The sequence below is a fragment of the Luteibacter sp. GL_149 genome (genome assembly GCF_057834065.1).
In genome coordinates this window covers 800,192-826,260 of sequence record NZ_CM174395.1, presented here as the reverse complement: position 1 = coordinate 826,260, position 26,069 = coordinate 800,192, and the positions used below count along the sequence as shown (strand labels likewise).

Here is a 26,069-nt window from a genome sequence, read left to right as displayed (position 1 = left end):
CTAGCCTCCGCACCGGAAGCGCTGCACGTCGCCGCTCAGGAAGGGGTTCTTCAGGTTGCCGGCCTGCAACGGCAGTTGCACGATGTGGCCACCAAAGTCGAACGCCGCGTTGAAGCGCAGATCGGACTGGCGCTTGAGGCGTGCCGCCTGCAGTGCACGGAAGAACGACCACTCGCCAAGGTAATCGAGCGTACCGAGCGGCTTACCCGCCGCATCGTAAGCCGTCAGCGTGACATGCCCCGGTGTGGGACCGGGCCACTTCATCGTCATGCTCGCCGCGCCCCCCTGGCGATAGTCGTACTTCTGTCCATCGATCTCGACCAGCAACCGATCCACGCCCTCACCCAGGGTGGGCGCAAGCAAGGTGAAGCCGACCTCCGGCTGACTGCCGCCGCGGAAGTACATCTGCCGGATGCGATCGGCGGCCTGCACCTGCGCAAGGATCGCGGGCGGACCGGCCACCGCGCCCGGCCCGCTCTTCCAACGCCAGGTTTTCCCGCTGACATCGATCAGCTTTTCCAGCGACTGTCGGTACAGCGAATCGAAGCGGCCGCCGTTACCGAACAGGTCGCCGAAGTTCTGCAGCGGAATCTCGCTTTGGCTGTTCGCATCGAAGGGATAACGTCCCCGCGTGAAATCGGCGCAGTCGGTACCGATCGCCTGCTTGACCTGATCGCCCAGCGCGCTCTGCGTGCCGCTAGCCACCAGTGCCTCGCTCTTGCCGGTCAGCGCATCGATCCACCCGGCTACCGGCGGAGGCAATTGTGTTGCTTCCTGCCGCGCCAACAGCAATTGCGGATTCGGCTGGCTCGCGCTGAAGTCGGTCATGGTGAGCAAGGTCTTGCTGAGCTGGTCCAGCACACCGAGCACGTGATCGATCGGTGCGGCGCCCGCGGCACCTTCGCCGAGTTTGTTCAGTGTGGCGAAGTGTTCGCCGATGGCCTGACCGGGCGCCGGTCCACTGCCTGCTCCCACGTGGTCACCCCCCAGCACAGCGGCCAGCGCGTGGTTGGTGGCCGCTTTCTTTTGCGCGACGCTGGCGGCCGTGGCCAGGACACTGGCCGTGGCGTCCGGCGCGCCACCGCGCATCAGGTCGGTGGTGTTGTCGCGCACAAGGCCAAGCAGCAACTTGAGCGGCGAACTCGGTCCACCCAACTTGGCCGCTATCGCGCTGGCATCCTGGATGCTGGCCGCCGGCTGCAGTTGCAGATCGGCGAGCAGCGCATCCCAGGTTTTGATGTAGTCCTGCTCATACAGCGCCTGCACCTGCTGCGCGAGGCGGGCCTTCTGGATCGTATCGGTGCGCGCGGTACCGAACACCCAGTCGTTCTGTACGAACTGGTCCACTGCCTCGCCGATACCTTTGCTCGCCTCGGCGGCGAATACTGGCTGCGTGTACAACGCGGGAAGCGGCTCGGACAAAGGTGAGCCGCTTCTGCGACGGAACACATTGCCAAGCAAACCCAATGCCTTGTCCAGTTGCAGCGGTGGCTGCGCGGTGCTTTCCACCCCGAGTTTGAAGCTGCCGTAGACCAGGCTCGACAGGTCCGCCGAACGCAATGTATTACGTGCCTGCTCCACCAGCGCCGCGTCTACCGGCAGCGTGTGCAGCCGGCCGGGTTCGGCGAGCAGCGCGTGGAAATGCCCCGCCAACGATTTCTGCAATACGGGATCGTCCGGAAAAACACCTCGCCATTCGATATCGGACAGTGTCCCGAGCTCGTCGGCATCCGCATGCGCCGGCTGGCCAAGCATCAGGTAGCCCTTGAGGTAGTAATACAAGGCTTGCGGATCGGCGGCGTGACGCGTCAGACCGTGGCGGAACTGCGCGGCAATGCCAGGCAGCAAGGTAGCGTTGAGCTCGCGCAGATAGGCGTCGTGCAATTCTTCGCCGACCGCATGCCCCTGATAGAGACCAAGGCGCATCATCAAAGGCACGCGGCCGCGGTACAGATTCGCGGCATCGACCGCACCGCCGATAGCCTCAAGCCGCGCAAGCGACAGCGCGAAGTACTGCCGGGGTGTGGTGGCTGTCGAAGGATCGGGCGAATCCGGGCGCGCCTGCAACGTCGTCCGCACCTGCGCCAGATAGTCGCTGTTGCGCGCATAGCTGCCGGCCATACCGGCCACCAGTAGAACGGTGGCCAATAGCACACCCGCATAACACGCGACCTGCAACCACGCCTTGCGCCGCTCCAGCCTGGGATTGGTGCCTGCGAACCCCGACTCCTTGAACAGCACTTCCTTCAGAAGACGCTCGACGAAAAAGGTACGACTCTGCATGCCGGGTGCATGCACGCTTGCATCGTCCAGCCCGAAGGTACGGGCCACCGCGCCCATCATGCGATCGATCGGCGTGCCTTCCTGCGTGCCAGAGGTGAGATACACCCCGCGCAACAACAACGGCGCGCCGTAGGCATGACCGGCGAACACGCCTTCCACGAACTGTCGCGCTGTTTCGCCCAACGCGGCGAACTGTTGCGGGAACGAGAGCACCGCCGCGCGGCGCAACCGATCGCGTTCCACATGCAGGCGATCGAGCAGCCGCGAATTGAGCCGTTCCAGCAGCAAGTTGAACTCGTCGGCGAACATCCTTGCCGCGCTGCCGTCCATGGTCTTCGCGACCGGGAACGACATACCCCACACCTGGCTGCGCAGTTCGGGATTGAGGTCGTCGAAGAATTCCGTAAAACCGGCCACGAGATCGCACTTGGTGAACACCATGTACACCGGGACACCGATGCGCAGATGCTCGACCATCTCGTCGAGCCGGCGACGGATGGCCTGCACGTGCTGATCGCGCTCCGCCTCGTCGAGCACGATCAGATCGGACATGCTCATGCTGACAATCACGCCGTTGACCGGCCGACGGCGCCGATACCTGCGCAACAGTTTCAGGAACTCCGTCCACGCGGCGCCATCCGCCTGACGATCGGAATCCTGCGTGGTGTAGCGGCCGGCCGTGTCGAGAAACACCGCCTCGTCGGTAAACCACCAATCGCAATTGCGCGTGCCGCCGATGCCGCGCAGCGCCTGCTTGCCGAAGCGATCGGCAAGCGGGAAATTCAGGCCGGAGTTCTTGAGCAGCGTGCTCTTGCCCGAACCGGGCGGACCGATCACCACGTACCACGGCAAGGTATAGAGATTGCTTCCCCCGCGACGCGTCTTGCGCAGGGTCTGCACGGCTTCCTGGAAACGCGCATAAAGCTGTGCGCGTTCGCCGCCGCCCTGGTCGTCGCCGGCGTCTTGCGTCGCGGCCAGTTCGCCGGACATCCGGCTGGCCTTGTTACGGTGGCGCAACTGCTGAATCTGCAACCATGCCGCCCACACGATCACCAGAAGAAGAATCGTCAGCAAGCGGGCCACCGGGCTTGCCAGCGGTTGCATCGAGCCCAGCCCGAGATAGGGACCGAGCCACCAGATCAGCAGCGCCAACAGCAGCAAGCCGATCAGCGTCACGAACCAGCCGGATTTCATTAGCGCGACGAGCTTGCTCACGACGGTCAGGCCCCTGGTTGAAACAAAATCTCGACACGCCGATTGCGCGTGCGGTTGGCCGGCAGTTCCGCCGGCAACGCGATGGGCTGCGACGCGCCGGCGCCGCTGGACTCGATGCGTCCCGGCTGGGCCAGGCCCTGCCCCAGGATCTGCGCCACCGCCCGCGCCCGCACTGCCGATAGCTCGTAGTTGTCCTTGAAACGCAGCGAGCGCACCGGCTGATCGTCGGTGTGTCCGACCACCACCACGCGTCCGACGAGCTGATCGATCGCGGCGGCCACTTTGCGCAGCAACCCCTGCTGGTCGGGCGCGACGTCCACGCCACCCGACGGAAACATGGCGGCCGCATTGAGGCGTACTTTCGCCTGCCCGTCGGGTTGCTCGTCCACGCTAAGCAGGCCGGCTTGTTCTTCCGGCGCCAGCAACAGCTTCAGGCTCTTTCGCGCCGCTGCGGGACGTGGCACGTCCTCCGGCGGCACGGCACTCAGCAGACCGATCTGCGCAACCTGCGCACTGATCGGCGAGGACTGTGCGTTCAGCCGTGCATGGAACCAGAGGAAGGCGCCGAACAGCACGCACGCCGCAGCCGCCGCGATCACCCACAGCGGCACATAGCGCAGCACCGGATTGCGCCGATCCTCGATACCCCGCCAGTGCGGCGCGAGCGCCTCGGCCGCCGGCCCGCGCTGCGCACGAATGCGCCGATAAAGATCGTCCTGGATCTCGGCCAGCCGGGCCCGTCCACCCGCTTCGATCTGATAACGCCCGCAAAACCCAAGCGTCAGACCGATGTACATCAGTTCGATCAGATCGACATGGCGCGGCACGTCATCGCACAAACGATCGAGAATAAGAAAGAATTTCGCGCCACCGTAGGACTCGCTGTGGAATGTCACCAGCAGCGTCTTTTGCGCCCAGCCGCTCTGCTCGCTCCATGGCGAATTGAGCACGGCCTCATCGAGCATCGTGCACAGCACATAGCGCGCCGCGGTGACCGCTTGCGCGGCGATTCCCGCGTCGCCCGCGCGACTCTCGAACTTGCGAATCTGTACCAGCACCTGCTCGCGCAGATGCGCCGTATCCGGCGGGGACGCGTTGTGCCGCAACTGCACCGAAAGCAAAAGCAACGGGCTGGCGGCCTGAACCAGCGGATTCAGGCTGCGGCCGAGAAATTCGCTGATATCCGCTCCGGCCATGCCGGGCGCCGCGGACCGTGTCGAAGCGTACGGCGGCGCGGCAGGTGGTGGTGGCCCGGCGACGGTCGTCGCGCTCTGACGCGGACGTACGACGGTCGCGTCGGGGAAGGGATCGTCCGTACCCGGACCGGGCGTACTCATGCGCTCACCCTCTGATTGCCCATAGCTGCAAATCCAGTCCGGCGAATTCGCTGCCGAAATGGAAGGCGATGCCACCGGACGTCTTCAGCTCCCGCCACAGCGACGCCTGCTTGTCGAACTCGAAATAGAGATAGCCCGAGTGATAAGGAATCTGCCGTGGCGCCACCGGCATCGGCGTCACCGGGATACCCGGCAGCTGCAGGTTCACCAGATCGCGAATCTTCTCGACCGGGCCGATCTTGGCCTGTGCCGGTAACTGGCGGCGCAGTTCTTCCGCCGGTAGATCGCCCTTGGCCGCCAGCACGAAAGCAGCGGTATCCAACAGGCTCATATCCGGCACCACCGCCACCCACACGCCGAACTTCCGCTTCTGCACCGGGATCGGCGTAGCCGTTTGTTCCAGCACGGCACTCAGGCTGCCGCGCAATGCCGCGATCACCGGCTCGAAGCTGCTTTGCAATTGCTCGTGGCGATACGGCGGGAATGCCGGCGGACGCTTCCCCGGCGCGGTGAACGTACTCAGTTCGCCGGCCATCGCCACCAGCGCGCTATACAGTTCTTCCGGATGCAGCAGCGGTGCCGAGGCCCAGTGCGCAACCATCGGCTCATAGCGGTTCACCGATTGCAGCAGCAGGAAGTCGGCAATCTCCGCCGCGCCGCCACGATCGGTCAGCGCCACACGACTGGCCAGCGCCTCGCCACGTTGATGCAATAGCCCGAGCAGTTCGACCAGAAAGGTCGTCAGTCGCGACACCGCCTGGCAGCCCAGCGCGCTTGGCATGAACGCTTCGTCCAGCACCACGCGACGATCCGCGCGACATTCGACGATCCGCGCCAATGGAATCTGCGTCAGTCCTTCCAGCGGCTGCGATTGCGGAATCAGGCGGCAACTCATGCCACCCACCTCTAGCAGCGCCGTGCCTTCCACACTGCCCGACACATCATTCGCTTCCGTCTCGCGCACGCGGAAGCGGAATAACCGATCCACCGGCGCCTCGGGGCGACCGCTGTCGGGCTGCGAAGGCGAACGCAGCGGCAACGTGAGAAATATAGTCTGGTCCCGCCAGTTGGCATCCACTTCGATAGCGGGAGGCAACGGATCGTCGCCCGGCATCGCGAACGGCGTGCCGTCGGAAAACACGCCGCGCGCACGACGGATACCCAGCTTGCCGATCGCCAGCAAGTCCGTCTCCAGCTCCAGCTCGGAAAACCCCCAACCGTAAGGACGAACACTGCCAGCGCGCAGATCCACATAGCGCTCCAGATAGCGCTCCTGCTGCTGCATGTGCTGCGGTCGAAGGAACAGACCCTCGCTCCACACGATTTTATTGTTCTGCGTCATTCGCCCTGCTGTCCGCCCGAGTGATACCGCTTCCCTTCGCTCCTGGAGCGGAGGTTGGGAATGGGTAGTGGGGGCGTGTTCCCGGCGAACGCCTGAGGGAACGGGTGTTGCCCGGCGGAAGCAACGTCTGCTTGGCGTTTGCCGCCTCCTGGCGCTCGCCTGATCGACGCCTCCACTACCACCCCCCAACCCCGCTCCAGGAACAACTTATTCAAGAATCTCTGGAAACGATTGTGCTGCCGGTCGCCAGAGCGCACCCGTCATTTCGTCTCAGCACACGGCGGTGTGTCGTCCCGCAGCGTCCCGCAGCGTCGGGTACACGGGGTCGACTAGCGCTGGGCAGTCCGCCGCGCTGTTTTCAACCGCGCCAGTTGCGCCTCGTAGGCACGCGCGAACTCATCGCCGAACAGGCGGCGGAAACACTCGTCCGGGTCTTTCGCCAGGCCTTCGAAGTTCTCGCGATAGCGTTCCCAATAACGCCCCTTCCCCGCGAAGGCCGAGCGTTTACCGGAACCATCCACTTCCTGCTCGAAACGATCGGGACTGAAATGGAACAGCAGCGATTCGAAGGCCGCGCGCATGCCCGCCAGCATCGCCATCTGGTGGCAGCGAATGTCGTCGAAGGCATCGTCGAACGCCGCCGCGCCAGACAGGAAGGCCGCGCTGGTCGGCGCCATGATTTTCTGGATCGCCTCTTCGGGCGTAGCGGCGAACTTCAGCGGATTGTTCTCGGAGCGCTGAATGATCGTCACCGGCAGACGAAAGATATTCTTGATCTCAGCGCGTGCGCGCAGAACTTCCATCACCCCTTCGACGACGATATCGAAGATCCGCGCCAACTCCGGCGGCAGGGGTGCGTCCGATGGTGGCGCGGGGGTTGCGACGGCAGGTGGTTCGACCACCGTGGTGGGTGCCGCGGCAGGCGATGCGAAGTCGCCCATCGTCAGATCCCAGTTTTCCGGTAGCGCGTGGGCCTCGCGCAGCTCGCTCGTCTTCGGCGGCTGGAAGTGGTCCATGGCACCTGATGTGTGATTCCACCCCATATCGCCGATGGATGCATCGCTCATAGGTTTTTCCGGGGCCGCGTCGAACATGCGCAACGGGTCCAGTTCGCTCGCAGGGTGACCCACGCCGATGCCGGCCAGGAAACCGTCGTCCAGCAATCCGCCGCTTGGCGGTGCCTGCGATGGCGAAGGCACCGCAGGCCAGCCCCGATCGATATCGAAGGGATCGCCGCCACCTGCGCTGGCTGGCAACACAGCCGGCAGGTCCGGTGTGGCGGCGGGTACGAAGGAAACGGCCCCTGCCAACTGCAAGCGCACTTCGATCTCGAACGTGTCGAGCTGCAGCCTGTCGCCGTCGCCGAGCGCTGCCGGATCGCCCTTCGCCAGCGGCGCTCCGTTGAGCAGCATGCCGTTGGTACTGCGATCTTCGATGAAATACATGCCGTTGAGATAACGCACGACCGCATGAGTACGCGACACGCCGGGCGCGCCGAGCACCCAGTCGCTCTCGTCGGCACGACCGATGCTGCCGCCACGACTTTCGAAGGTCATGCTGGCACCGCTGCCGAACTGCGCTGCTTGCCGGCCGGCCACGGTAAGAATCAGGTTCTGCGACGTCGACATGCTGCGTCCTTCCTCATGAGTGTTGCCGATGCGGCTTCATGCGCCTTCCTGTCCGGCATCGGCGAGCAGTCCCAGCGCATGCTCGACGAAGGCGATGCGGCGCGCGTCGAATCGCTCCGTATCCCGCGCGGCCAACAGATTGAGCGCGGCGACCGCGGCGCGCGCCGTGAGATGTCCGGCCGGCGGCACTGGCGTTTCCTGATTCGCCGGTGCCAGGCTACCGCCCGACCAACCGGCCGCCGCCGCCAGCCACGCACCGATCGTGCGATAGCCACCGGAATGGGCAAACTCGAACGCCGCACGGCGATTGGCCTCGCTGGGCTCGCGCACCCACTTCTCGGCCAGCGACGCACCCGCGCGATCTTCCGGCTCCAGCGTTTCGCCGCGCGCGCACTGGCACAGCCAGGCCACCACGTACCGGCGCGGCAACAGACGCGCCATCAGTTTCAGCGCATCGCCCGACTCGCCCGCCTGCAGCAGCGCCCGCACGGCGACTTGCGGCGCCATCTCCGGCACGAGTCGTCCGCGGGCCTCGTCGGAGACGGCCATCTGTTCGCATGCCTGCCATACCGCGTTCATGCGTCTTCCCTCACCCGATCATGATCAGGCCACCGGCCAGCTGCGCGATGCCTTCGCCATTCAGGGACAGCATCGGCGCCTTGACGTCGGCCTTCGCTCCCCCTTCCACCTGCAGCATCGCGTCCGAATGCACTTTGAGGCTCGCGCCTGCACCAACGTCCATGGTGACGCCCGCCTTGATGTTCACCTGTACCTGCCCTTCCATCTTCAGCGCCGACTGCGCGACGATGGTGACGTTGATGCCCCTTATCTCGATTTCGCCCGAGCTCTTCATCACGATGCTGGACGCACCGGTCACCAACTCGATCTCGGTGCCGGCATCCAGCTTGAACTTCTGCCCGACGGTGGTAGCGCCATTGACCGTCACGTCGAGCGTGTCGTTGTTGCCGACCTTGTGCTTGCGGTCATGCTGCACGTCCATGCTCTGGTCGTTCTTGACCGTGACGGTTTCGTCGTGATCGATCGCCACCACATGGTCGTGCTCCACTTCCTCGCGCATATCTTTCTGCGCGTGCAGCAGCAATTCCTCGCTGCCTTTCTTGTCCTCGAAGCGGATCTCGTTGGCATCCTCCGCGCCGCCGCCAGCGTGGCTGCGGGATTTGATGCCGCTCTGCGTCTTGTTGTCCGGCAAGGCATAGGGCGGCATGTGATCGGCGTTGTAGACGCTGCCGATCACCAGCGGCCGGTCCGGGTCGCCTTCGAGGAAGCTCACCACCACTTCCTGACCGACGCGCGGAATGGTTTGCATCCCCCAGTTCTTGCCGGCCCATGACGAGGCCACGCGCACCGGGCAGGAGTTCTTCGCGTTCGGCTTGTCCGGCCTGTTCCAGTGGAAGGTGACCTGGATGCGGCCGTACTGATCGACGGCAATGTCCTCGTCGCTCTCGCCAGTCACGATCGCCGTCTGCAAGCCGGCAATCGTGGGCCTGACCGCCTGCGGCAGGCTACGAAACGGCAGCTTGCTCTCGATCGTTTCGAAATCGCAGCAGAACGGTTCGCCGCCACTGTCGCCCGATGCGTAACCGGATTCCTCCAGATGGGTCCGCGCGGCGATCACCAGATATTCCTGACTCCACTCGCGACGCGGCGCGTCGGTCAGGGCAAACAAGGCGCCGACTTCCAGACCACAAGCGCCAGTACGCCCAGCGTAGCGGGCACGCTGCGCGTTATGCGCTTCCGCACGCACCTGCGCATAATGCCTGCCGACGTCCACCGCGACATGGCTACCAGGAAAGTCGAACACCTCCAGCCCCGACACGGGGTGACAGTCGGCTGCATGGCCGATCTCTTCGCCAGCCAGCAGCGAGGCACGCGGGCGCAGCGGATCGTAGTCGGTCAACTGATAGCGGGTGGGATGCACGCCACGTTCGAGGCGCCACTCGCTTACCGCCGCAACTGTGCGGCTGCCTTGCTGCGCGGGCGGCACGTAAGGCAGCGTATCGAACGGCCGGTGCCGGGCGTGCGCGCCCAGTGCGTCGGCCAGCACCATGGTGTGCCCATGGGCGCCATGGCTGAAGAAGTAATAGATGCCTTCCTGCTCCAGCAGCCGACTGATGAAGTTGAAAGTGTCCTCGCGGTACTGCACGCAGTATTCCCGCTTGGGATAGCTGCCACTGAGGCTCAGTTTCACATCGCTGTAGCCGACCTCGCTCAACGCCGTGCGCACGATCTCCGGCACGCTCATGTCGGTATAGATACGGCAGTCGTATCGATGGGTCAGCAACCACGGCTTGGGCACCAGGGTCGCCTGATAGACCGCGTAACTCAGCTTGTCGACGGTGGTGAAACCGGTCTGCGCGATGTCCGCCACGATGCCGTTGAACCAGCGCTTGTAGCCATCCGGCGTCTCAAGGCACACCGTCATCGAGGTACCCAGCAGCTTGCGCAGGTCGATGTGCGCGTCCTTGCCGAGCAGCGTCAGGCGGAACGAAAACAGTCGCCCTAACGCCTCGCTGGCGTCCATGGCGGCGAACAGCAGTTGGTCGCCGAGATCCGATTGCAGCGTGATCGTGCGCGCCATCAGTGAGTCCAGAAAAGATCTGCCGCCAGGCCACGGCGACGCTGGCCGATACTCACATAAACCCGCGTGCGGCAGCCGACAATTCGTCTCAACCGGTACGTGCCAGCACCACCCAGCCATGCACGGGCTGACCGCCCTCTTTGCGCAGCGTGTCGGGTGCCAGATGCACCTCGGCGAAGCCAGCTCCCGCCAATGCCAGGCGCACGTGCCATGCGGAATGGCGGTAGCGCCCGCTGACGCCGAGCTCCACGCGGTCGTCCTCGCCGCCCAGCGCTTCCACGGTAAAGGCAAGCCAGCCACCCCGGCGCAGCGCGCGATGCGCCGCGACAGCGACCGTCCCCAGAGCGCCGAAGTACACCAGCGTGTCGGCAGAGACCACCAGGTCGAAAGCACCGGGACGATCTTCGAGATAAGCCGTCAACTCACCCACGACCAGCGCGTCGTAACCGCCTCGCCGGTGCGCCTTCTCCACCATGCCACCGGACAGGTCCACTCCGACCAGGTGGCACGCATAAGGCCGTAGCAGCGGTGCGCACAACCCGGTACCGCAGCCGGCATCGAGCACATCCAGCAACCCCGACGGCGCATCCAGCATCGGGGCCAGGGCGTCGGCCAGCAGTTGCGGCGCGCGGTAGTCGAGATTTTTCAGCAACTGCTCGTCGAAGCTTTCGGCGAAGCCGTCGAACACGTCGCGCACGTATGCGTCGTCCGCGCGTGGCGGCGCCTCCGCACCGCCGCAGGCTGCCAGCATGTGCCGTGGAACCGGATTTTCCGGTTCGCGCGTCATCCAGTCGCGATACACCGCAATGGCTTCGTCATGACGTCCCAGCATATACAAGGCCACGCCCAGCGATTCCAGCGCGCGCACATTGCGCTCATCCAGTCGAAGGGCCGAACGAAAACATTCGATGGCCTGCTCGATGTGTTCTTCGTGCTGCGCGTGATTGCGCAGGAACAAACCGAGCAAATAATGGCCGTGCGCAAACCTTGGCACCTGTTCGAGCAGCCGGGCATAGGCTTCGAACGCCTCATCCAACCGCTCTTGCGCTTCCAGCACCACCGCGAGATTGCTCTGCGCGTTGTAATGCTCCGGACCATGCTCCAGCGCAAGCCGGTAGCAGGCTTCCGCATCGGCCAGGCGACCGCATTCCTTGTGGATATTGCCGAGATTGTTATGCGCGTCAGGATGTGTCGGCGTAATCGTCAATGCATGGCGAATCAGCTCCACGCCGTCGTCGCTGCGACCGCGCTGATGACACAGTATGCCGAGATAGTGCAGCGCATCCGGCTGTGCCGGGTGCAGATCCAGCACCTCGCGATACAGCCGCTCCGCCGTATCCAGTTCATCCGACTGATGTGCCTGCATGGCCTGCTGCAATATGGCGACATGGCGTGGCGCACTCTCGCGAGCCCGCGAGTTCACACGAACGACATCGGCAGTCCTATTCATTTCGCGCGCCCGCCATTCAACCGATCAACACTTTGAAACAACCCAACACAATCACCCCGCCATGCGCCGTGCTGTCGCCCAGGCGCGCCGCCGGCAATCCGGCAATCAGCACCTTCGGCGAACCCATCGCAATCGAATCCGGAGGCCCCACGCATACCGCCATGTCGCTGATGCGCGCTGCCGGAAGGCCGCCAATCAGTACCTTCGGCGCGCCGGGCGCGACGATGGGACCGCCGACATGCGGAACGATGCCCGTCACCATCGGGCAGGTATGCAAGTCGGTAAGGCGCGCGGCGGGTTGCATGACGTTTCGGCGGACTCGGGTTGATACGGTCACGTGGTTGACCGGATGCTCTCATCGCAAAAGAGCCGGCACCCGGCATATTGTCTCAACGGTTCCACGGCTGGCGCCCAACTCAGGGCATGTCGCTCAAACGATACGAACCACTTTGACGGGCGGACCGTTGTTGGAAAGCCCCAGATCCTGTCCGTATATTTCCCAACTATCGCGACGGCGCACCCCAACCACCATGGCGTACCCTCCCACGCCACCCCCACCCGCAACGCCATAGTCCCCTACGCCAAAAGTACGGACCCCGTCGAGCGATCGCGCATCGAAACGGCCGTTCGCGTCGATGGCAGCCTTCAGCGCGACCCCCGACTGGTTAATGCGCGGCTGGATATGCGCTACGAAAACCGCGCTTCCTTCCCGGTAAGCAGCGAAGCAGCATCCACTGAGCATCCCCGTGGTCATGAACTCGACGTTCGTGGGGAGATACGCCGATTCGATGGAGTCGTACTTGACTGCCTCAGACGCCTTGATCATTCGTACATTGAATACATCGACCGGCTCCTGAGCGAGCCCATTGGCCAGAGACACGTTGGTGACCCTCAGTCGGTTACGCCACGGCGCAGGCGCGATAACGCCGGCATGCTGTTCGCTCGCCTCCGAGTAGGCGAGCAGAGTCTGCACGCTGGAAACGGATTGACCGGCCTCGTTCAAGGTGTAGTTATTCAGAAATTCCACGGGATCCGCATAGAGGTACGCCAGATACAGTTGCGCCAGAAGCCTGGAAAATGCACCGTTGGCATCGCGCGCATTGGCTGGCGGCTGCACGTTGGGCAACAGCCCGACAGATCCCTTCTGTAGCTTGGCATCGGCCCAGGCGTTGAACGCCACCAAAGCATCCTTGATCTCGTTGATCGAGGGATTGTTTGGCGACAGCCGTTCCACGCAGCGGTCCAGACCTTTCAGCAGGCTGCTGCGCGTCTTGCCGCTGACTTTGGTATCGGTCATCCACTGCTGGTGGTTATACATCGCAACCATTCACTCGTACTCCTGTGCCCGTCCCATGCTCTATTACTGTGTGGCGCCCAGGGCGAGCAGTCCCAATGCCCCATCAAACATGTCGATGCGTTCCTGCTCCCCCGCCCTCATCTTCTTTGCCCGGTGGGTTTTCATGATCTCGAATACGGCCTTGTTCTCTTTCGGCTCGCATCGGACTTGCGAAAAGGTTTCGATGTAGTAGGACGAATCGGAGCGATCCATCAGCTTCCCGTTTTGCGAATATTCCTTTACCCATGCGGAATAGGGACCGTTGTGGCCGCCCGCATTGATATTGAAGACGATGTCGGGTCGCTCCGTCTGCCCATCGGATATGAACTGCGATGCTTCATCCCAGGTAAACCCCTCATGGCGCATCAGGTAGACGATCAATACGAACGACGTACGGCTATTGCCGTTTGCGCAATGCATGGTGACCACGCCCCCGTTTTTTATTTCCCTGTGGACCAGGTCCGCCGCCGACATGAAACGGGGCACCGTCACCGTTGCCACGTCCTCGGCCTGGCCATGAAACGTCTGCGATATGTCTATCCGATACCAGCCTTCGGTGTGGTCCTTGGCGTACGCTCTTTTACCGAACACGATGACTTTATTGCCGCTGCTCAACGTGCCGCCGCCGTTTTCCACCTCAATAGTCCACCCCTTAAGCTCAGGCATCGGTGTCACCTCAGTCTTGTTACATGGAATGGACTCTAGCCAGCCATTGACCCGGCCTGCGATTGCACCAAGACACCACCCTGGCGTGATACCCTCTAGGGAGAACCCGTTACTGCTTGTATGACCCGACCGGGTCAAATCATCACAACTTAGCCCCACGACGTATATCGAAAATTCGAATAGTCTCGTCGCCGAACGTTTGCTCGACGCCCCAATGGAAGATCATGAACCGACCTTCCGGCGAGTTGTTGAGCAGAAGCGGAATTCGCTCGCCCGATGGCAACGTCAGAGGCACCGGCCGGGGAAGCGTATCGGCAGCAGGCACAACAGGCAGCGTTTCGACGACGGGCGCGGTGAAATCGCGCATCCCTACCAACCTGAGAAGCCGTTCGAACTCCGTTTCCGCGGGCGTAGTCGCACTCACATACGCCACGGGGACCGCCTGATCCGGTACGCCGGTGTAGTTGCCGTAGTAGACGATGCTTCCAGGGCCAAACAAGTACTCGTACCACTCCCCCACCCCGATACTTCTGGTCAACCTGCGAACACATCGCTCGCCACGCGGAACGGCGATGTGATAGACGAACCGGTTGCTACCGAACCTGGCGGCCTCCACTTGCCCCGCTGCCGACATCAGGCACTTGAGCGGCGCGCCGGCAGGCACCTTCCGACTGAGTTTTTTCGCCGCCGGGGTGCCATCGAATTCCTGGGACATGGCGCGATAGACCACTACATCCTTATCGAGAACCAGTCCCCTGGTTTCGATAGCTCTGAGAATCACCTGGCTTTCTTTCCCAACGACGGAAGCATAGCGCTCGTCGATCGGACCCTCTCCGCGCAAACATTTATTGATGGAGATTGCATATTCGTAGCTTGCGAAGTAGTGCTCAATCACTCGTTCTTCGTCGCTCGACAGCTTCGCCCCGGATTCGATAGTCATACTTCACCTCAACTGATCTGAAAAATCAGGCTAACCTCGTTCAAAAAAATCCACTATCGAGATCGTAACCAACTCAACTCAGCATGTTGGAAACGCTTGTCTGACGACTTTCGAGCTTCGTCCTGACTTGGCTAACAAGCACACCAGCAGCACTATTTCCAGTGCTATTTGCCTTTGCTTCAAGCCACGAAGAATCACACCGATGCTCACGCAATCCCGTCAAAGCACACGTCGCAACCACCCTATTGATGATCGGTGCCGGCAGTGCATTCCAGGCCCCAACAACAGTGCCAGGGCTCACCGTGCGACTGATCTCGATTTCTGGCGGCTTCTTGTTCAATAGCACCAGCAGCCAACGGAGCACTACCGCGCTCTCTTTCTCAAGCAACGCATTTGGAAAGTGATAGCTCGCAGAACCGTCCGGCGAAACGAGGTTTAGTGTCGACTTCTTGGCCATCTGCGACCACTTCGTCTTGACTTCGTAGGCACCGCTGACACCATCCGCATAATCTTTCATCGCCCCGAGATGCGACATGGGCAACTTTCCCCCGCGCATCGTTCCCTTTTCCCCAGTGCGTCCAACAACAACCTCGCCGCTTCCATATATATAGGTGGCGGTCTTTCCGGTAGTGTGTCCGTCGAACTTCAAAAGTTTACTGAAGTCGAGTTCCTTATCGCCTGCCCTTCCGTATTTCACGCCACTTTCGATCAAGTCGAGCAACATAAGGTTGATCATGAAGCTTCGCGGATTGCGCACAACTTCGGACAAAAACATTGCAGCGATCAGCGTAGCAACCCAGGGGCTTCCGCAATCTTCACTCGGCGATGCCAGTACATTGCGCATAGTTGCCGCGAGCTTTGTCTTCGGAATTGAAGCGACTTCCTTCGCGAGCTCCCAGTAAGCCGGTCCTTTGTCGCCATGCTCGGTCAGGGTGAATTCCAAATTCTCAGCTTTCACGTAATAGCCATCGCGTAGGATTGTGTACCCGCCAAGATCAAATGACTTACTCTCCAAAAATTCCTTCAACTTCTTCGCCCAGCCTATAGGGACATTACCTTTTCCACTAATACTTCCCAGTAGATTCAACACCTCCGATCCGCCAAGATATATCTTTCCGTGGGCACCGTCTTTGCCGAACTCGGCCAAAATGCTCTTGATTGCCATCACACTGTCCCCAAGAAGAAATTTGCAGAACTCACTCAAAACGGTAGTTAAAAATTCCATCTAGTGAGCCCACCTTCACCTGAGAAACGGAACCCCCCTGTATCATTCGCGTCAGAAACTCCCGACTGACGTCCGGAAGCATGCTGTTAGTCAGAATCGCATCGATCATCCGCCCACCCGACTCACTCTCGGTGCAACGACTGACCACCAGCCTCACCACGTCGTCGTCGTACTCGAACGGGATCTTGTAGCGTCCCTCGATCCGCTTCTTGATCCGGTTGAGTTGCAGCTTGACGATCTCTCCCAGCATCTCCGCACTCAATGGGTAATACGGAATCGTAACCAGCCTCCCCAGCAACGCTGGCGGAAAAATTCGCAGCAACGGATCGCGCAACGCCTTAGCCATGCCCTCATGATCTGGCATCTGCCTCGGGTCCTTGCACAGGTCCGCGATGAGATCGGTACCGGCATTGGTGGTGAGAAGGATCAGGGTGTTCCTGAAGTCGATGGAGCGACCTTCGCCGTCTTCCATCACACCCTTGTCGAAGACCTGGAAGAAAATCTCGTGGACATCGGGGTGTGCTTTTTCCACTTCGTCGAGCAACACCACGCTATACGGCTTGCGGCGCACGGCTTCGGTGAGTACTCCGCCTTCGCCGTAGCCGACGTAGCCGGGTGGTGCGCCCTTGAGCGTGGAGACGGTGTGCGCCTCCTGAAACTCGCTCATATTGATGGTGATGAGGTTTTGTTCGCCGCCATACAGTGCTTCGGCCAGCGCCAGCGCGGTTTCCGTTTTGCCGACACCGGAGGTGCCAGCGAGCATGAATACGCCAATCGGCTTGTTGGGATTGTCGAGTCCGGCGCGAGAGGTTTGTATGCGTTTGGCGATCATCTCCATCGCGTGGTCCTGGCCGATGACTCGTGCGCCCATCAGCTTCGCCAGGTTCATCGCGGTTTCGATTTCGCTCTTGACCATGCGGCCGACCGGTATGCCCGTCCAGTCGGCGACCACGGCGCCAACGGCGACGTAATCCACCGTTGGCAGGATCAGCGGATGCTCGCCTTGCAACTCGGCGAGTTCTATCTGCAAGCCCTTTAGCTCGTCCAGTGATGCGGAACGTTCGGCGTCGCTCAATGCGGGTGTCGGCGCGATCGCCGCAGCATCGGCTTCCGCATTCGCCGCCTGTTCCAACTGGCTGCCAGTGCCTTCCACCGGCGCCAGATCGCCGCGCAGCCTGCCGCGGATGGCGAGGATTTTCTCGACCAGTACCTTCTCGGCTTGCCAGTCGGCATCGAGCTTTTCCAACCGTGTCTTCTGTGTCGCCAGCTTCTCGCTGGCGGATGCCTCCCGCTCGGCGACATCCACGCCCACCGTCTTTTCGCGGCCGATGATGCCCAACTCGGTTTCCAGCGCCTGAATGCGCTTGCGCGTGTCGTCCACTTCCGGCGGCACCGCGTGCTGGCTGATAGCGACGCGTGCACAGGCGGTGTCGAGCAGGCTCACCGCTTTGTCGGGCAGTTGCCGCGCGGGGATGTAGCGATGCGACAGCTTGACGGCCGCTTCCAGCGCCTCGTCGAGAATCTGCACGCGATGATGTTTCTCCATCACGCTGGCGACGCCACGCATCATCAGAATGCCTTTCTCTTCGCTGGGCTCGTCCACTTGCACGGTCTGGAAGCGACGGGTAAGAGCGGGGTCCTTTTCGATATGTTTCTTGTACTCGGCCCAGGTCGTCGCGCCGACGGTACGCAGGTTGCCGCGAGCAAGTGCCGGCTTGAGCAGGTTGGCCGCATCGCCGGTGCCGGCCGCGCCGCCCGCACCGACCAGTGTGTGTGCTTCGTCGATAAACAGGATGATGGGCCTGGGCGAGGACTGCACTTCCTCGATCACCTGGCGCAGGCGGTTCTCGAACTCGCCTTTCATACTCGCGCCGGCCTGCAACAGGCCCACATCGAGCGTGCGCAGCTCCACGTCCTTGAGCTGCGGCGGCACGTCGCCGGCGACGATGCGCAGCGCGAAACCTTCGACAATGGCCGTCTTGCCCACACCCGCCTCGCCGACGAGCATCGGGTTGTTCTGCCGGCGACGCATGAGAATGTCGACGACTTGACGAATTTCCTCGTCGCGACCGACGATGGGATCGATCTTGCCGCTGCGCGCCTGCTCGGTGAGGTCGACCGTGAACTGCTTAAGTGCCTCTTGCTTGCCCATCTGCGCCGGGCCCATCGCCGCGCTGGCTTCGCCAGGCGTGGCACCACCCATGTGAAAACCGTCGCTGGCGTGCTGGCCGTCTTCGGGCGAACCTGAAACGACCTCGGCGAACCGCTCGACCAGCGCTTCGGGTTTGATCTTGTCGAACTCCGTGGAGATCGCCACCAGTACATTGCGCAGATGACGCGTGCGCAACACGCCGACGATCAGATAACCGGTGCGCACTTGCGCCTCGCCGAACATCAGCGTGGCGAATACCCAGCCGCGCTCGACGGCTTCCTCGACGTTGGCGGAAAGGTCGGAGATGGTGCTGGAACCGCGCGGCAGGCGGTCCAGCGCATCGGTGACATCGCGCGCCAGGTTCGATGGATTCAGATTGAACTGTTTGACGATGCGGTGCAGGTCCGAGTCCTGCAGCTGCAGGATCTGGTGGACCCAATGCACCAGTTCCACATACGGGTTACCCCGCAGCTTGCAGAACACCGTAGCGCTTTCGATGCCTCGGTAGGCAAGCTTATTGAGCTTGCCGAACAAAGCGCTGCGACTGATATCGGCCATGACTATGTCTTCCTGTGTTTTGTTGATGCACCAACCCGCGCTGTTTCGATGCCCGGATCGAGCGCCCTATCCCGACGGTCGCAACACCACGTCGTCAGCGTCGGCAATGCTCCACGCGCGCTGTCCCAGCCAGCTGTCCAGACCCATCCGCCCGGCCTGACCCAGGCGAACAGCCGGCACCTCGTCCGCCTTCAACACCAACTGCAGATCCCAGGATTTCTCGTCGCCGACGAAGGTCCTGACAGTGGCGGCCAGTTGCCGCAAGATCTCGCCGCCAGGAAGAAAGCGCTGGAACGTCGCCCGATCCAGCGGCCCCAGGCGTAGCCGGAAGCGGTGCTGGCAACCGCGCACCTGCGCCCCCAGTACTACCGTGCGACCGAGCCCGGCCACTTCGCGATCCGCCCCCAACCGACAGTACGCATCGCGTGGTAACGGCATCCATTCGGCGACAAATTCGACGACTTGCACGGGAACGTTGAAGAAACGTTCGAGTAATCCGCGCAGTCCTTCGGCATTACGCGCCAGCTGCAACAGACGGCCGGCGAAGAAGCGCTTGGCGTGGTCAGGCAGTGCGTCGCGCTCTTCGAGGTGCGGCGTGGCCAGACCAATCAGCGCGCCAACGTAGAGTCGGAAGCGATCCTCGTCGGGACGATCGAATTGCACCGTGGGTTGCGCGTCCGCCCAAGCCCGGTAGAACAGGCTCAGCATGCGGTGATGGAAAATATCCGCGAAGGCGACGAAGGCGCCGTCCTTCGCATTGAGCTTGCGATCCATTGCGTATTCGGTGAAATGCAGCGGCAACGGCGCATTCGGCCCGAACAGGCCCAGGAAAAGCCCATACAGCCGGCCGGGCCGGTTGTCGCTGCCCGGCTCGTAACGATCGATGCTGCGTGGTGCGAAACTCAACGACGGCGTATGGCGCAGCCGCACCGGATCGTCCGACGGTCTGGCCGAACGCCCCAGCCGCGGCTTCCCGGGAAATGCGCACTCGATCGCACGAAGCGCCTCGAAAAATTCGAAGGCCTCGGGCTGTTTCCGCAGCGCCTGTTCCAGCGCTACAGGATCTGCCGTGTACCGAGCCGGGCTGGCCATCGGGCGACCTCGTTTCGTTCCAGGGTGCGCAACACGGTTTCGGTAAACGAGTTCACCGAAACGTAGCGTGCGAAGAAATGCTGCATCACCGCGCCCAGAAGATAGGCGCCGGTGCCTTCGAAGGCGCTGTCCTCGCAGGTAAGCGTGACCTCCAGCCCACGACCGAAGGCAATCGGGCCGGGCACCGGAATGCGCCGCACGATCGGTTGCGCGGCGACCGACTTGATGCCCTCAACCTGGCGTAATGCCGCCGCGTCGAAGGGATCGCAGTACAGGGCCAGCATTTCGCGCAACGCGGCCGCGCCCTGCCCGCTGCCGTCCTCGAACAACGACAGATAGTTGAGTTGAAGGTGACTGAGCAAACGCCAGGCGGTCTCACCAGTCGCCGTCGCGGCGCGCGGCCGGGTCGGACCGGCCACGCAGCGCACGCGCTCCACCGGCACCCCGGCCTCGAGCGTGAAATCGGTATGCGACTTACCCACCGGCATGTGCAACGGCAGATCGCGATTGGTGCACATCAGCTGCATGCCGAGCTGACGCAGACCGGTGGCACAGGGCGCATCCGCCGCATCCACTAGCGATACGTACAGTTCGCTACCAACGTAGCTGGACCGTGCACCCTGGCGTTGTTGCCGCGCCGAGAGCAGGCGCGGCTCGCGGCGCACGGTATAGAAGGCGGCGTGACGACTGTGCCAGCTACGCGTATCGCCGCCGTAGAAGGGCAGAAAGCGTTGCTCGGGTTCCTGCCGGTCGCCGAAACCATCGACCTCGCCGACGCTGTGAATCTCGAAATCCATCGGCCGCGTGCGGTCGGCGAGAATGTGATATTCGGTCTTGCCCGTCGCGAGATGAACGCGGTCGGCACGGCGCGGAAACAGATTGATCGCCGGTGTGCAGAACAGGCGGAAGTGATCCGCACTCACGGTGTTGTGCAGGCTGGCGACACTGCGATCGAACAACACGACGATCTCGAACGCATGTCCCTGTGCCCGCTGTAGCAAGCTGCGCAGACCGGTGAACTCGGCGAACAGAAAACGTTCGGGACAGGCAAAGTATTCCTGTAGCAATCGGTAACCGGAGAAAGAGCGCCCATCGTAGGGAATCAGCGCTTCCTCGTCGGCGAAACCGCGTTGGCGAATGTCTCGGCCATCGCGGTACTGGCTGATCGGCCCGCTCGCGCCGGTCGCACGCACCACATAACCCACGGCGTTTCCGTGAAGTTGTTCGTAGATCTGTTTCGGTAGTTCATCGGCACCGGCAATGAACACCGGAAGCGCGTCGAGTGCCAGCATCCCTGCCTGCACGCCAGCTTGCGTCTCAAACGTCAGGCGCAGGGCGGCGCGAACGATGCGGCCGGCCGGCACGTCGATGCCGGCGGCGGCGATGGCCGCGGGTGTTTCCAGGTACTTCGCTTCACTCAACGCCAGCGGCCACAGCGTCACTTCGTGCGCGGTGCGGTATTCGCACGCGGTGCGCTCGTCGCCGGCGATCAGGCTGCGCAACGACGTGTGACGCGGCACGCGGCAGCCGGTCGCCAGGGTGCTTTCCTTCAGATCGGGCTGCAGCTGCACCACCGCCATCGATGGCACCGGTGCCAGGTAGTGCGGGTAGATCATCTCCAGCAGATGCTGGGTGAATACGGGATACTGCGCGTCGAGCTTGAGTTGTACGCGCGCCGCAAGGAAGGCAAAGCCCTCCAGCAGGCGTTCCACGTACGGGTCGGCGCACTCGAACCCTTCCAAACCAAGGCGGCCGGCGATCTTCGGATAATCGCGCGCGAACTCGCCGCCCATCTCGCGGACGTGCTGCAGCTCGCGGTTGTAGTAACGCAGCAGGCGCGGATCCATACGATTCAGCCGTAGCCCTCCGTGACATCGAGCCGGCCCGTTTCCAGGTCCACTTCGGTCTTCAGATAGAGGTTGAGAGGCAGCGGCTGGGCCCACATTTCCGATTCGATGTCGAACACCAGCGATTTGCGATCCATGCGTGTTCCATCCGTACGCACCGTGACGCGCAACGTGCTGGCGACGAGCCGTGGCTCGAAGGTCACGATGGCTTCCTTGATCCGTTGCTGCAGGACGCTGGCATCGATTCCGACCAACGCAGCGCCGGCCAGATCGGGGATACCGAAATTGAGCACCGAACGCCCGGCCTCGGGATAGTCGTCCAGCGCTTGATGGGTGCCCAGATTGACGCAGTTGAGCAACCAGGACAGATCGCGCGTCACGCACTCACGCAAACGCGCGGCGGAGATAACGCGGCGCTCGCGACTTTCTTCGCTGCGCCCCGGCTCGTCGTCGGTCAGCCGGTCGAGTAACGAAGGCTGCAATCGTTCCTGGGTCGTCAGTTCGGCCACGATGCGCTCCGGCTGTTCACGCGCCGTCGAACACGTTCCGCGGCCCGGTGGCAGTAATGGAATCGAGGGGGCGGGACGAATGTCCCGCCTCGTTTATGTCGCAGCCGATCAGATCTTCGCGACGCCCTGAATGTCGTACGTGAATTCCTTCGCGCCGCCCTTCGCCGTGCCCTTGTCGTCCTGCGGCTGGAAGCTGTATTTGAACTTGCCGAAGTGCAGCGTGATGTTCTCGGTCAACCGGTCTTCTCCGCCGGAACCGCCGGTGGATACCGAGGTCACCAGCACACCTTCACTCAATTCAATGGTGAGGAAGTCGCTCTGCTCGCCCGTCGCATTGGTGACGTAGAGCCACGCGTCATCGACGCGGCCACCGGTGCAGCACGCATCGATCAATGCGTTGGAGCAGCCGTCCACGTACTTGGTGATCGATATGTCCTGCACGTGCGCCTTGCCGCCACTGGCGGAGCCGGCGCCACTATGCAGATCGCCGGAGTTGCTGGTGCCCCACGACCAGGCCAGGATCGGCACTTCGCCCTTGTGCTTCTTGTGATTGGACGCGCCTTCGATCTTGACCTTGCCGGTCCCGAACTTGATGTGCATGTCGAATGCCATGAAACCGCTCCTCTGGTGCAAACGTTAGTTGGCTATAACCGCCGACCGTGATGCCGGCCGGCGGTGTCTTCTGCGATATGTTTCGGTCAGGCCTTGGCTGCGGATGGCAGACGCGATACCAGCCGCAACGACACGGTCAATCCTTCGAGCTGGTAGTGCGGCTTGAGGAAGAACTTCGACGAGTAGTAACCCGGTGCGCCCTCCACTTCCTCGACCACGACTTCCGCCGCCGCCAGAGGCTTGCGTGCCTTGGTATCTTCGCTGGAGTTGGACGGGTCGCCGTCGACATAGTTAGTGACCCAGCGCGTCAGCCAGCTTTGCATCTGCTCGCGGTCGCTGAACGAACCGATCTTGTCGCGCACGATGCACTTGAGGTAATGCGCGAAGCGGCAGCAAGCGAACATGTAGGGCAGACGTGCGCCAAGCGCGGCGTTTGCGGTGGCGTCGGGGTCGTCGTACTCATCGGGCTTGTTCAGCGACTGTGCGCTGATAAAAGCCGCCATGTCCGAATTCTTCCGATGCACCAGAGGCATCAGGCCCATCCTGTCCAGCTCGGCCGAACGACGGTCGGTGATGGCGACTTCGGTGGGGCACTTCATGTCCACGCCGCCGTCGTCAGTCGGGAAGGTATGCGTGGGCAGACCTTCCACGGCACCGCCGGACTCGATGCCGCGAATACGCGAGCACCAGCCATAAGCCTTGAACGATCGATTGATGTTCACCGCCATGGCGTAGGCTGCGTTCTGCCAGGTGTATTTCGACGAATCGGCGCCGGTGGTGTTTTCTTCGAAATCGAACTCTTCCACCGGGTTGGTCGTGGCGCCGTAAGGCAACCGCGACAATGTGCGCGGCATCGCCAGACCGATGTATTTGGAGTCTTCCGACTCGCGCAGCGAGCGCCACGCGGCGTAATCGGGCGTCGAGAATATCTTGGCGAGGTCGCGCGGATTGGCCAGTTCGGTCCAGCTATCCATGCCCATCAGCCGGGGCGCAGCCGCCGCGATAAACGGCGCATGCGCTGCCGCGGCCACCTGGGCAATGCCGTTCAACAGCTCGACATCGGGCGGACTCTGGTCGAAGTAGTAGTCGCCGACCAGGCAACCGTACGGCTCGCCGCCAAGCTGGCCATACTCTTCCTCGTAAACCTTCTTGAAGATGGGGCTCTGATCCCAGGCGGTGCCCTTGTAACGCTTGAGCACCTTGCCGAGATCTTTCTTGGATATGTTGAGCACGCGGATCTTCAACTGCTGATCCGTCTCTGTATTGTTCACCAGATAGTGCAGACCACGCCAGGCGCTTTCCAGTTGCTGGAAGTCCGCCTGATGCATGATCTGGTTGAGCTGCTCGCTGAGTTTGCGATCGATCTCGGCGATATAAGCCTTGATCGTTTGCGAGACATCTTCGGTGACTACGTCGGCGCGGCTCAGCACCTGCTCGGCGAGCGTGCGTACGGCCGATTCCACTTCTTCTTTCGCGCGCTCGCTCTTGGGCTTGAACTCTTTGTTCAACAGCGTCGCGAAATCGCCCGCGTCGAGGGTCTGAGCCTCGGCGCCGGCTACCGCCAGTTTTTCGGTTGCCATGTCCGTCACTCCCCGTTCTTGCCGTCGTCAGGCTTCGGCGCCGATGTCAGCGACTGCAGCAGGGCCGGATCGCGGATTGCTTGCGCGATCAGGCTCTCGGCACCGGCCTTGCCATCCATATAGGTATCGAGATTGGCGAGCTGGGTGCGCGCCTCGAGCAATCTGGCCAGCGGCTCCACCTTGCGCGCCAGGGCCGCGGGCGAAAAGTCGTCCATACTCTCGAACGTAATGTCCACGTTGAGGCTACCTTCGCCCGTCAAGGTGTTCGGTACGGCGAAGGAGACGCGCGGCTTCATCGCCTGCAGGCGGTTGTCGAAATTGTCGACATCGACCTCCAGTGCCTTGCGCTCTTCCAGCGAAGGAAGCTCACCGGCATTGGCACCGGAAAGGTCGGACATCACGCCCATCACGAAAGGAATCTGTACCTTCTTCTGTGCGCCGTAGACCTCGACGTCATACTCGATCTGCACGCGCGGCGCCCGGTTGCGGGCGATGAACTTTTGACTACTCTGGGTTGCCATTTGAAGTCTCCCGTCGAACTTCCGCAGTTTTCGTGGCGAGCCTGACGGCACGCGCATGCTTACGCGACGGCCGTATAGCCGTCTTTACGATGACGTCAATCAAGCGAAAAGACCCTGCCTGGACCCCGCCGTTTTTTCGTTTTCAAGTCTAGGGTCGCTCGCGCACGACTTACCCGTCATTTCGTCTCAACCGAACAACCGATGTCGTGGGAGGCATTGGATCGACGGGAAACCTCGCGCCATCTCGCCCTCTCAACGAGAGGCTTGCACCGACGCGCAAGAACATGACACCTCTCCTGTCCACGACGTCCATCGTCCGTCCCGGCACGAACGCGAATCTGCCGGAACGGACGGCGCATTAGTTCTCTGCAAATTCGGCAAAAGTGCTTCTCCGACCGTTTTTACGGTCGCGGGCCGTCATTTGCCATGGCGGGATTCGCCGCCGTTGTGCGCATACATGGATAGGCAGGTGCTGTGGCCCAGGGGGCAACGCACGCCAACTCATCCATCAAGCCAGAGGAATCCTGCCGTTGAACGCGCCTGTCTCCCACTCATTCACATCACGCGGATCGAACCTTACTTTTCCGTCTGTGGGAGCAGGCGTGGCCCTATCATGTCCGATGACCGGCGACGATGCGATATCGTTATCCGTCTTCATGCCCGCCATCGATCCGCGCTATCGGCGCATCAAGAGCTACATCGAAAAGAACCTCGATGACAGCGAACTAGACGCGGCATCGATCCAGGCAGTGTTCGGCTTATCCCGCGCCACCCTCTACCGGCTGTTCGACGAAGTCGGCGGCATCACCCGCTACATTCGCGACTTGCGACTGACCGTCGCCTATAACCACCTGCGGCAACACCCTTCCTGCAATCTCACCTGGCTACTGTACGAACTGGGCTTTGCATCGGAACGGCAATTCCAGCGCTCCTTCCGGGCACGCTTCGGCATTTCGCCAGCGCAGTGGCGGGAACGTTGTCGACACCGCGAAGACGGATACGAGTGCGTTCTGGATTTCGCATAGGCGGTCCGGAGGGGTCTTAGGCAACTCGTCAAGCCGGTCCATCGCACGCATGCTGCGATGCGGAGGTTTTTTGCCTATCTTTCTAGCTAACCGGATTGCTCAGCACCATATACGCAATCCCACACGTCAAAATGGCGGACGCTGCGAGCAAG

Annotated in this window: 20 protein-coding genes; 1 reads left to right on the top strand and 19 read right to left on the bottom strand. The window is 62.2% G+C overall.

The genetic code is table 11. The annotated features are described in order from the left end of the window. From tssM to tssB, 19 genes are all read right to left on the bottom strand, one after another. The gene (tssM, locus tag AC3IR3_RS03650) at positions 1-3,477 is read right to left on the bottom strand and encodes a type VI secretion system membrane subunit TssM (RefSeq protein ID WP_489196870.1); all 3,477 of its coding nucleotides are present in this window, start codon (positions 3,475-3,477) and stop codon (positions 1-3) included. A 26-nt stretch (positions 3,478-3,503) separates the two neighbouring features. Then, the gene (icmH, locus tag AC3IR3_RS03645) at positions 3,504-4,835 is read right to left on the bottom strand and encodes a type IVB secretion system protein IcmH/DotU (RefSeq protein WP_489195667.1); all 1,332 of its coding nucleotides are present in this window, start codon (positions 4,833-4,835) and stop codon (positions 3,504-3,506) included. 4 nt (positions 4,836-4,839) lie between these two features. After that, positions 4,840-6,177 (bottom strand): type VI secretion system baseplate subunit TssK, encoded by a 1,338-nt coding sequence (tssK, locus tag AC3IR3_RS03640; RefSeq protein WP_489195666.1) that lies wholly within the window; start codon positions 6,175-6,177, stop codon positions 4,840-4,842. Between the two features lie 329 nt (positions 6,178-6,506). Further along, positions 6,507-7,805: a type VI secretion system-associated FHA domain protein TagH gene (tagH, locus tag AC3IR3_RS03635; RefSeq protein WP_489195665.1), complete on the bottom strand. Its 1,299-nt coding sequence runs from the start codon at positions 7,803-7,805 to the stop codon at positions 6,507-6,509. Between the two features lie 36 nt (positions 7,806-7,841). Further along, positions 7,842-8,384: a DUF6931 family protein gene (locus AC3IR3_RS03630; RefSeq protein ID WP_489195664.1), complete on the bottom strand. Its 543-nt coding sequence runs from the start codon at positions 8,382-8,384 to the stop codon at positions 7,842-7,844. Positions 8,385-8,394: 10 nt separating this feature from the next. Next, a complete protein-coding gene (locus AC3IR3_RS03625) occupies positions 8,395-10,404 on the bottom strand; it encodes a type VI secretion system Vgr family protein (RefSeq protein WP_489195663.1) in 2,010 nt (669 codons plus the stop codon). Positions 10,405-10,492: 88 nt separating this feature from the next. Then, positions 10,493-11,854: a tetratricopeptide repeat protein gene (locus tag AC3IR3_RS03620; RefSeq protein ID WP_489195662.1), complete on the bottom strand. Its 1,362-nt coding sequence runs from the start codon at positions 11,852-11,854 to the stop codon at positions 10,493-10,495. Between the two features lie 16 nt (positions 11,855-11,870). Then, a complete protein-coding gene (locus AC3IR3_RS03615) occupies positions 11,871-12,158 on the bottom strand; it encodes a PAAR domain-containing protein (protein WP_489195661.1) in 288 nt (95 codons plus the stop codon). A gap of 126 nt (positions 12,159-12,284) precedes the next feature. Further along, entirely contained in the window at positions 12,285-13,181 is an 897-nt protein-coding gene (locus tag AC3IR3_RS03610; RefSeq protein ID WP_489195660.1) for a hypothetical protein, read from the bottom strand. A gap of 33 nt (positions 13,182-13,214) precedes the next feature. Further along, entirely contained in the window at positions 13,215-13,856 is a 642-nt protein-coding gene (locus AC3IR3_RS03605; RefSeq protein WP_489196869.1) for a dual specificity protein phosphatase family protein, read from the bottom strand. A gap of 142 nt (positions 13,857-13,998) precedes the next feature. Next, positions 13,999-14,796, bottom strand: a complete 798-nt coding sequence (locus AC3IR3_RS03600; RefSeq protein WP_489195659.1) for a hypothetical protein — start codon at positions 14,794-14,796, stop codon at positions 13,999-14,001. Between the two features lie 73 nt (positions 14,797-14,869). After that, positions 14,870-16,021, bottom strand: a complete 1,152-nt coding sequence (locus tag AC3IR3_RS03595; RefSeq protein WP_489195658.1) for a hypothetical protein — start codon at positions 16,019-16,021, stop codon at positions 14,870-14,872. Beyond that, a complete protein-coding gene (gene tssH / locus AC3IR3_RS03590) occupies positions 15,993-18,731 on the bottom strand; it encodes a type VI secretion system ATPase TssH (RefSeq protein ID WP_489195657.1) in 2,739 nt (912 codons plus the stop codon). Before tssH ends, AC3IR3_RS03595 begins: the two co-directional genes overlap by 29 nt. A 66-nt stretch (positions 18,732-18,797) precedes the next feature. Next, positions 18,798-19,823 (bottom strand): type VI secretion system baseplate subunit TssG, encoded by a 1,026-nt coding sequence (gene tssG / locus AC3IR3_RS03585; protein WP_489195656.1) that lies wholly within the window; start codon positions 19,821-19,823, stop codon positions 18,798-18,800. Next, positions 19,787-21,670, bottom strand: a complete 1,884-nt coding sequence (tssF, locus tag AC3IR3_RS03580) for a type VI secretion system baseplate subunit TssF (protein WP_489195655.1) — start codon at positions 21,668-21,670, stop codon at positions 19,787-19,789. The genes tssG and tssF overlap by 37 nt, the downstream gene beginning before the upstream one ends. Positions 21,671-21,675: 5 nt before the next feature. Next, positions 21,676-22,179 carry a type VI secretion system baseplate subunit TssE gene (gene tssE, locus AC3IR3_RS03575; protein WP_489195654.1) on the bottom strand — a complete coding sequence of 168 codons (504 nt, stop codon included), beginning with the start codon at positions 22,177-22,179 and terminating at the stop codon, positions 21,676-21,678. A gap of 108 nt (positions 22,180-22,287) precedes the next feature. Further along, a complete protein-coding gene (locus tag AC3IR3_RS03570) occupies positions 22,288-22,791 on the bottom strand; it encodes an Hcp family type VI secretion system effector (protein ID WP_132142087.1) in 504 nt (167 codons plus the stop codon). Between the two features lie 86 nt (positions 22,792-22,877). Then, on the bottom strand, positions 22,878-24,371 hold the full coding sequence (gene tssC, locus AC3IR3_RS03565) for a type VI secretion system contractile sheath large subunit (RefSeq protein WP_489195653.1): 1,494 nt from the start codon (positions 24,369-24,371) through the stop codon (positions 22,878-22,880). Between the two features lie 5 nt (positions 24,372-24,376). Then, positions 24,377-24,892 (bottom strand): type VI secretion system contractile sheath small subunit, encoded by a 516-nt coding sequence (gene tssB / locus AC3IR3_RS03560; protein WP_489195652.1) that lies wholly within the window; start codon positions 24,890-24,892, stop codon positions 24,377-24,379. Between the two features lie 602 nt (positions 24,893-25,494). On the opposite strand from tssB, the gene AC3IR3_RS03555 reads away from it, so the two are divergent. After that, positions 25,495-25,917 carry a helix-turn-helix domain-containing protein gene (locus AC3IR3_RS03555; RefSeq protein WP_489195651.1) on the top strand — a complete coding sequence of 141 codons (423 nt, stop codon included), beginning with the start codon at positions 25,495-25,497 and terminating at the stop codon, positions 25,915-25,917. Positions 25,918-26,069: the final 152 nt, after the last annotated feature.

Excerpts from the sequence above, each read along its gene's own strand:
- AC3IR3_RS03570 (WP_132142087.1), bottom strand. The coding sequence starts at position 22,791 with ATGGCATTCGACATGCACATCAAGTTCGGGACCGGCAAGGTCAAGATC.
- tssK (WP_489195666.1), bottom strand. The coding sequence starts at position 6,177 with ATGACGCAGAACAATAAAATCGTGTGGAGCGAGGGTCTGTTCCTTCGA.
- tssF (WP_489195655.1), bottom strand. The coding sequence starts at position 21,670 with ATGGATCCGCGCCTGCTGCGTTACTACAACCGCGAGCTGCAGCACGTC.
- AC3IR3_RS03630 (WP_489195664.1), bottom strand. The coding sequence starts at position 8,384 with ATGAACGCGGTATGGCAGGCATGCGAACAGATGGCCGTCTCCGACGAG.
- tagH (WP_489195665.1), bottom strand. The coding sequence starts at position 7,805 with ATGTCGACGTCGCAGAACCTGATTCTTACCGTGGCCGGCCGGCAAGCA.
- tssG (WP_489195656.1), bottom strand. The coding sequence starts at position 19,823 with ATGGCCAGCCCGGCTCGGTACACGGCAGATCCTGTAGCGCTGGAACAG.
- AC3IR3_RS03625 (WP_489195663.1), bottom strand. The coding sequence starts at position 10,404 with ATGGCGCGCACGATCACGCTGCAATCGGATCTCGGCGACCAACTGCTG.
- tssB (WP_489195652.1), bottom strand. The coding sequence starts at position 24,892 with ATGGCAACCCAGAGTAGTCAAAAGTTCATCGCCCGCAACCGGGCGCCG.
- AC3IR3_RS03600 (WP_489195659.1), bottom strand. The coding sequence starts at position 14,796 with ATGACTATCGAATCCGGGGCGAAGCTGTCGAGCGACGAAGAACGAGTG.
- AC3IR3_RS03595 (WP_489195658.1), bottom strand. The coding sequence starts at position 16,021 with ATGGAATTTTTAACTACCGTTTTGAGTGAGTTCTGCAAATTTCTTCTT.
- tssM (WP_489196870.1), bottom strand. The coding sequence starts at position 3,477 with ATGAAATCCGGCTGGTTCGTGACGCTGATCGGCTTGCTGCTGTTGGCG.
- AC3IR3_RS03605 (WP_489196869.1), bottom strand. The coding sequence starts at position 13,856 with ATGCCTGAGCTTAAGGGGTGGACTATTGAGGTGGAAAACGGCGGCGGC.
- tssC (WP_489195653.1), bottom strand. The coding sequence starts at position 24,371 with ATGGCAACCGAAAAACTGGCGGTAGCCGGCGCCGAGGCTCAGACCCTC.
- AC3IR3_RS03620 (WP_489195662.1), bottom strand. The coding sequence starts at position 11,854 with ATGAATAGGACTGCCGATGTCGTTCGTGTGAACTCGCGGGCTCGCGAG.
- AC3IR3_RS03610 (WP_489195660.1), bottom strand. The coding sequence starts at position 13,181 with ATGGTTGCGATGTATAACCACCAGCAGTGGATGACCGATACCAAAGTC.
- AC3IR3_RS03615 (WP_489195661.1), bottom strand. The coding sequence starts at position 12,158 with ATGCAACCCGCCGCGCGCCTTACCGACTTGCATACCTGCCCGATGGTG.
- tssH (WP_489195657.1), bottom strand. The coding sequence starts at position 18,731 with ATGGCCGATATCAGTCGCAGCGCTTTGTTCGGCAAGCTCAATAAGCTT.
- icmH (WP_489195667.1), bottom strand. The coding sequence starts at position 4,835 with ATGAGTACGCCCGGTCCGGGTACGGACGATCCCTTCCCCGACGCGACC.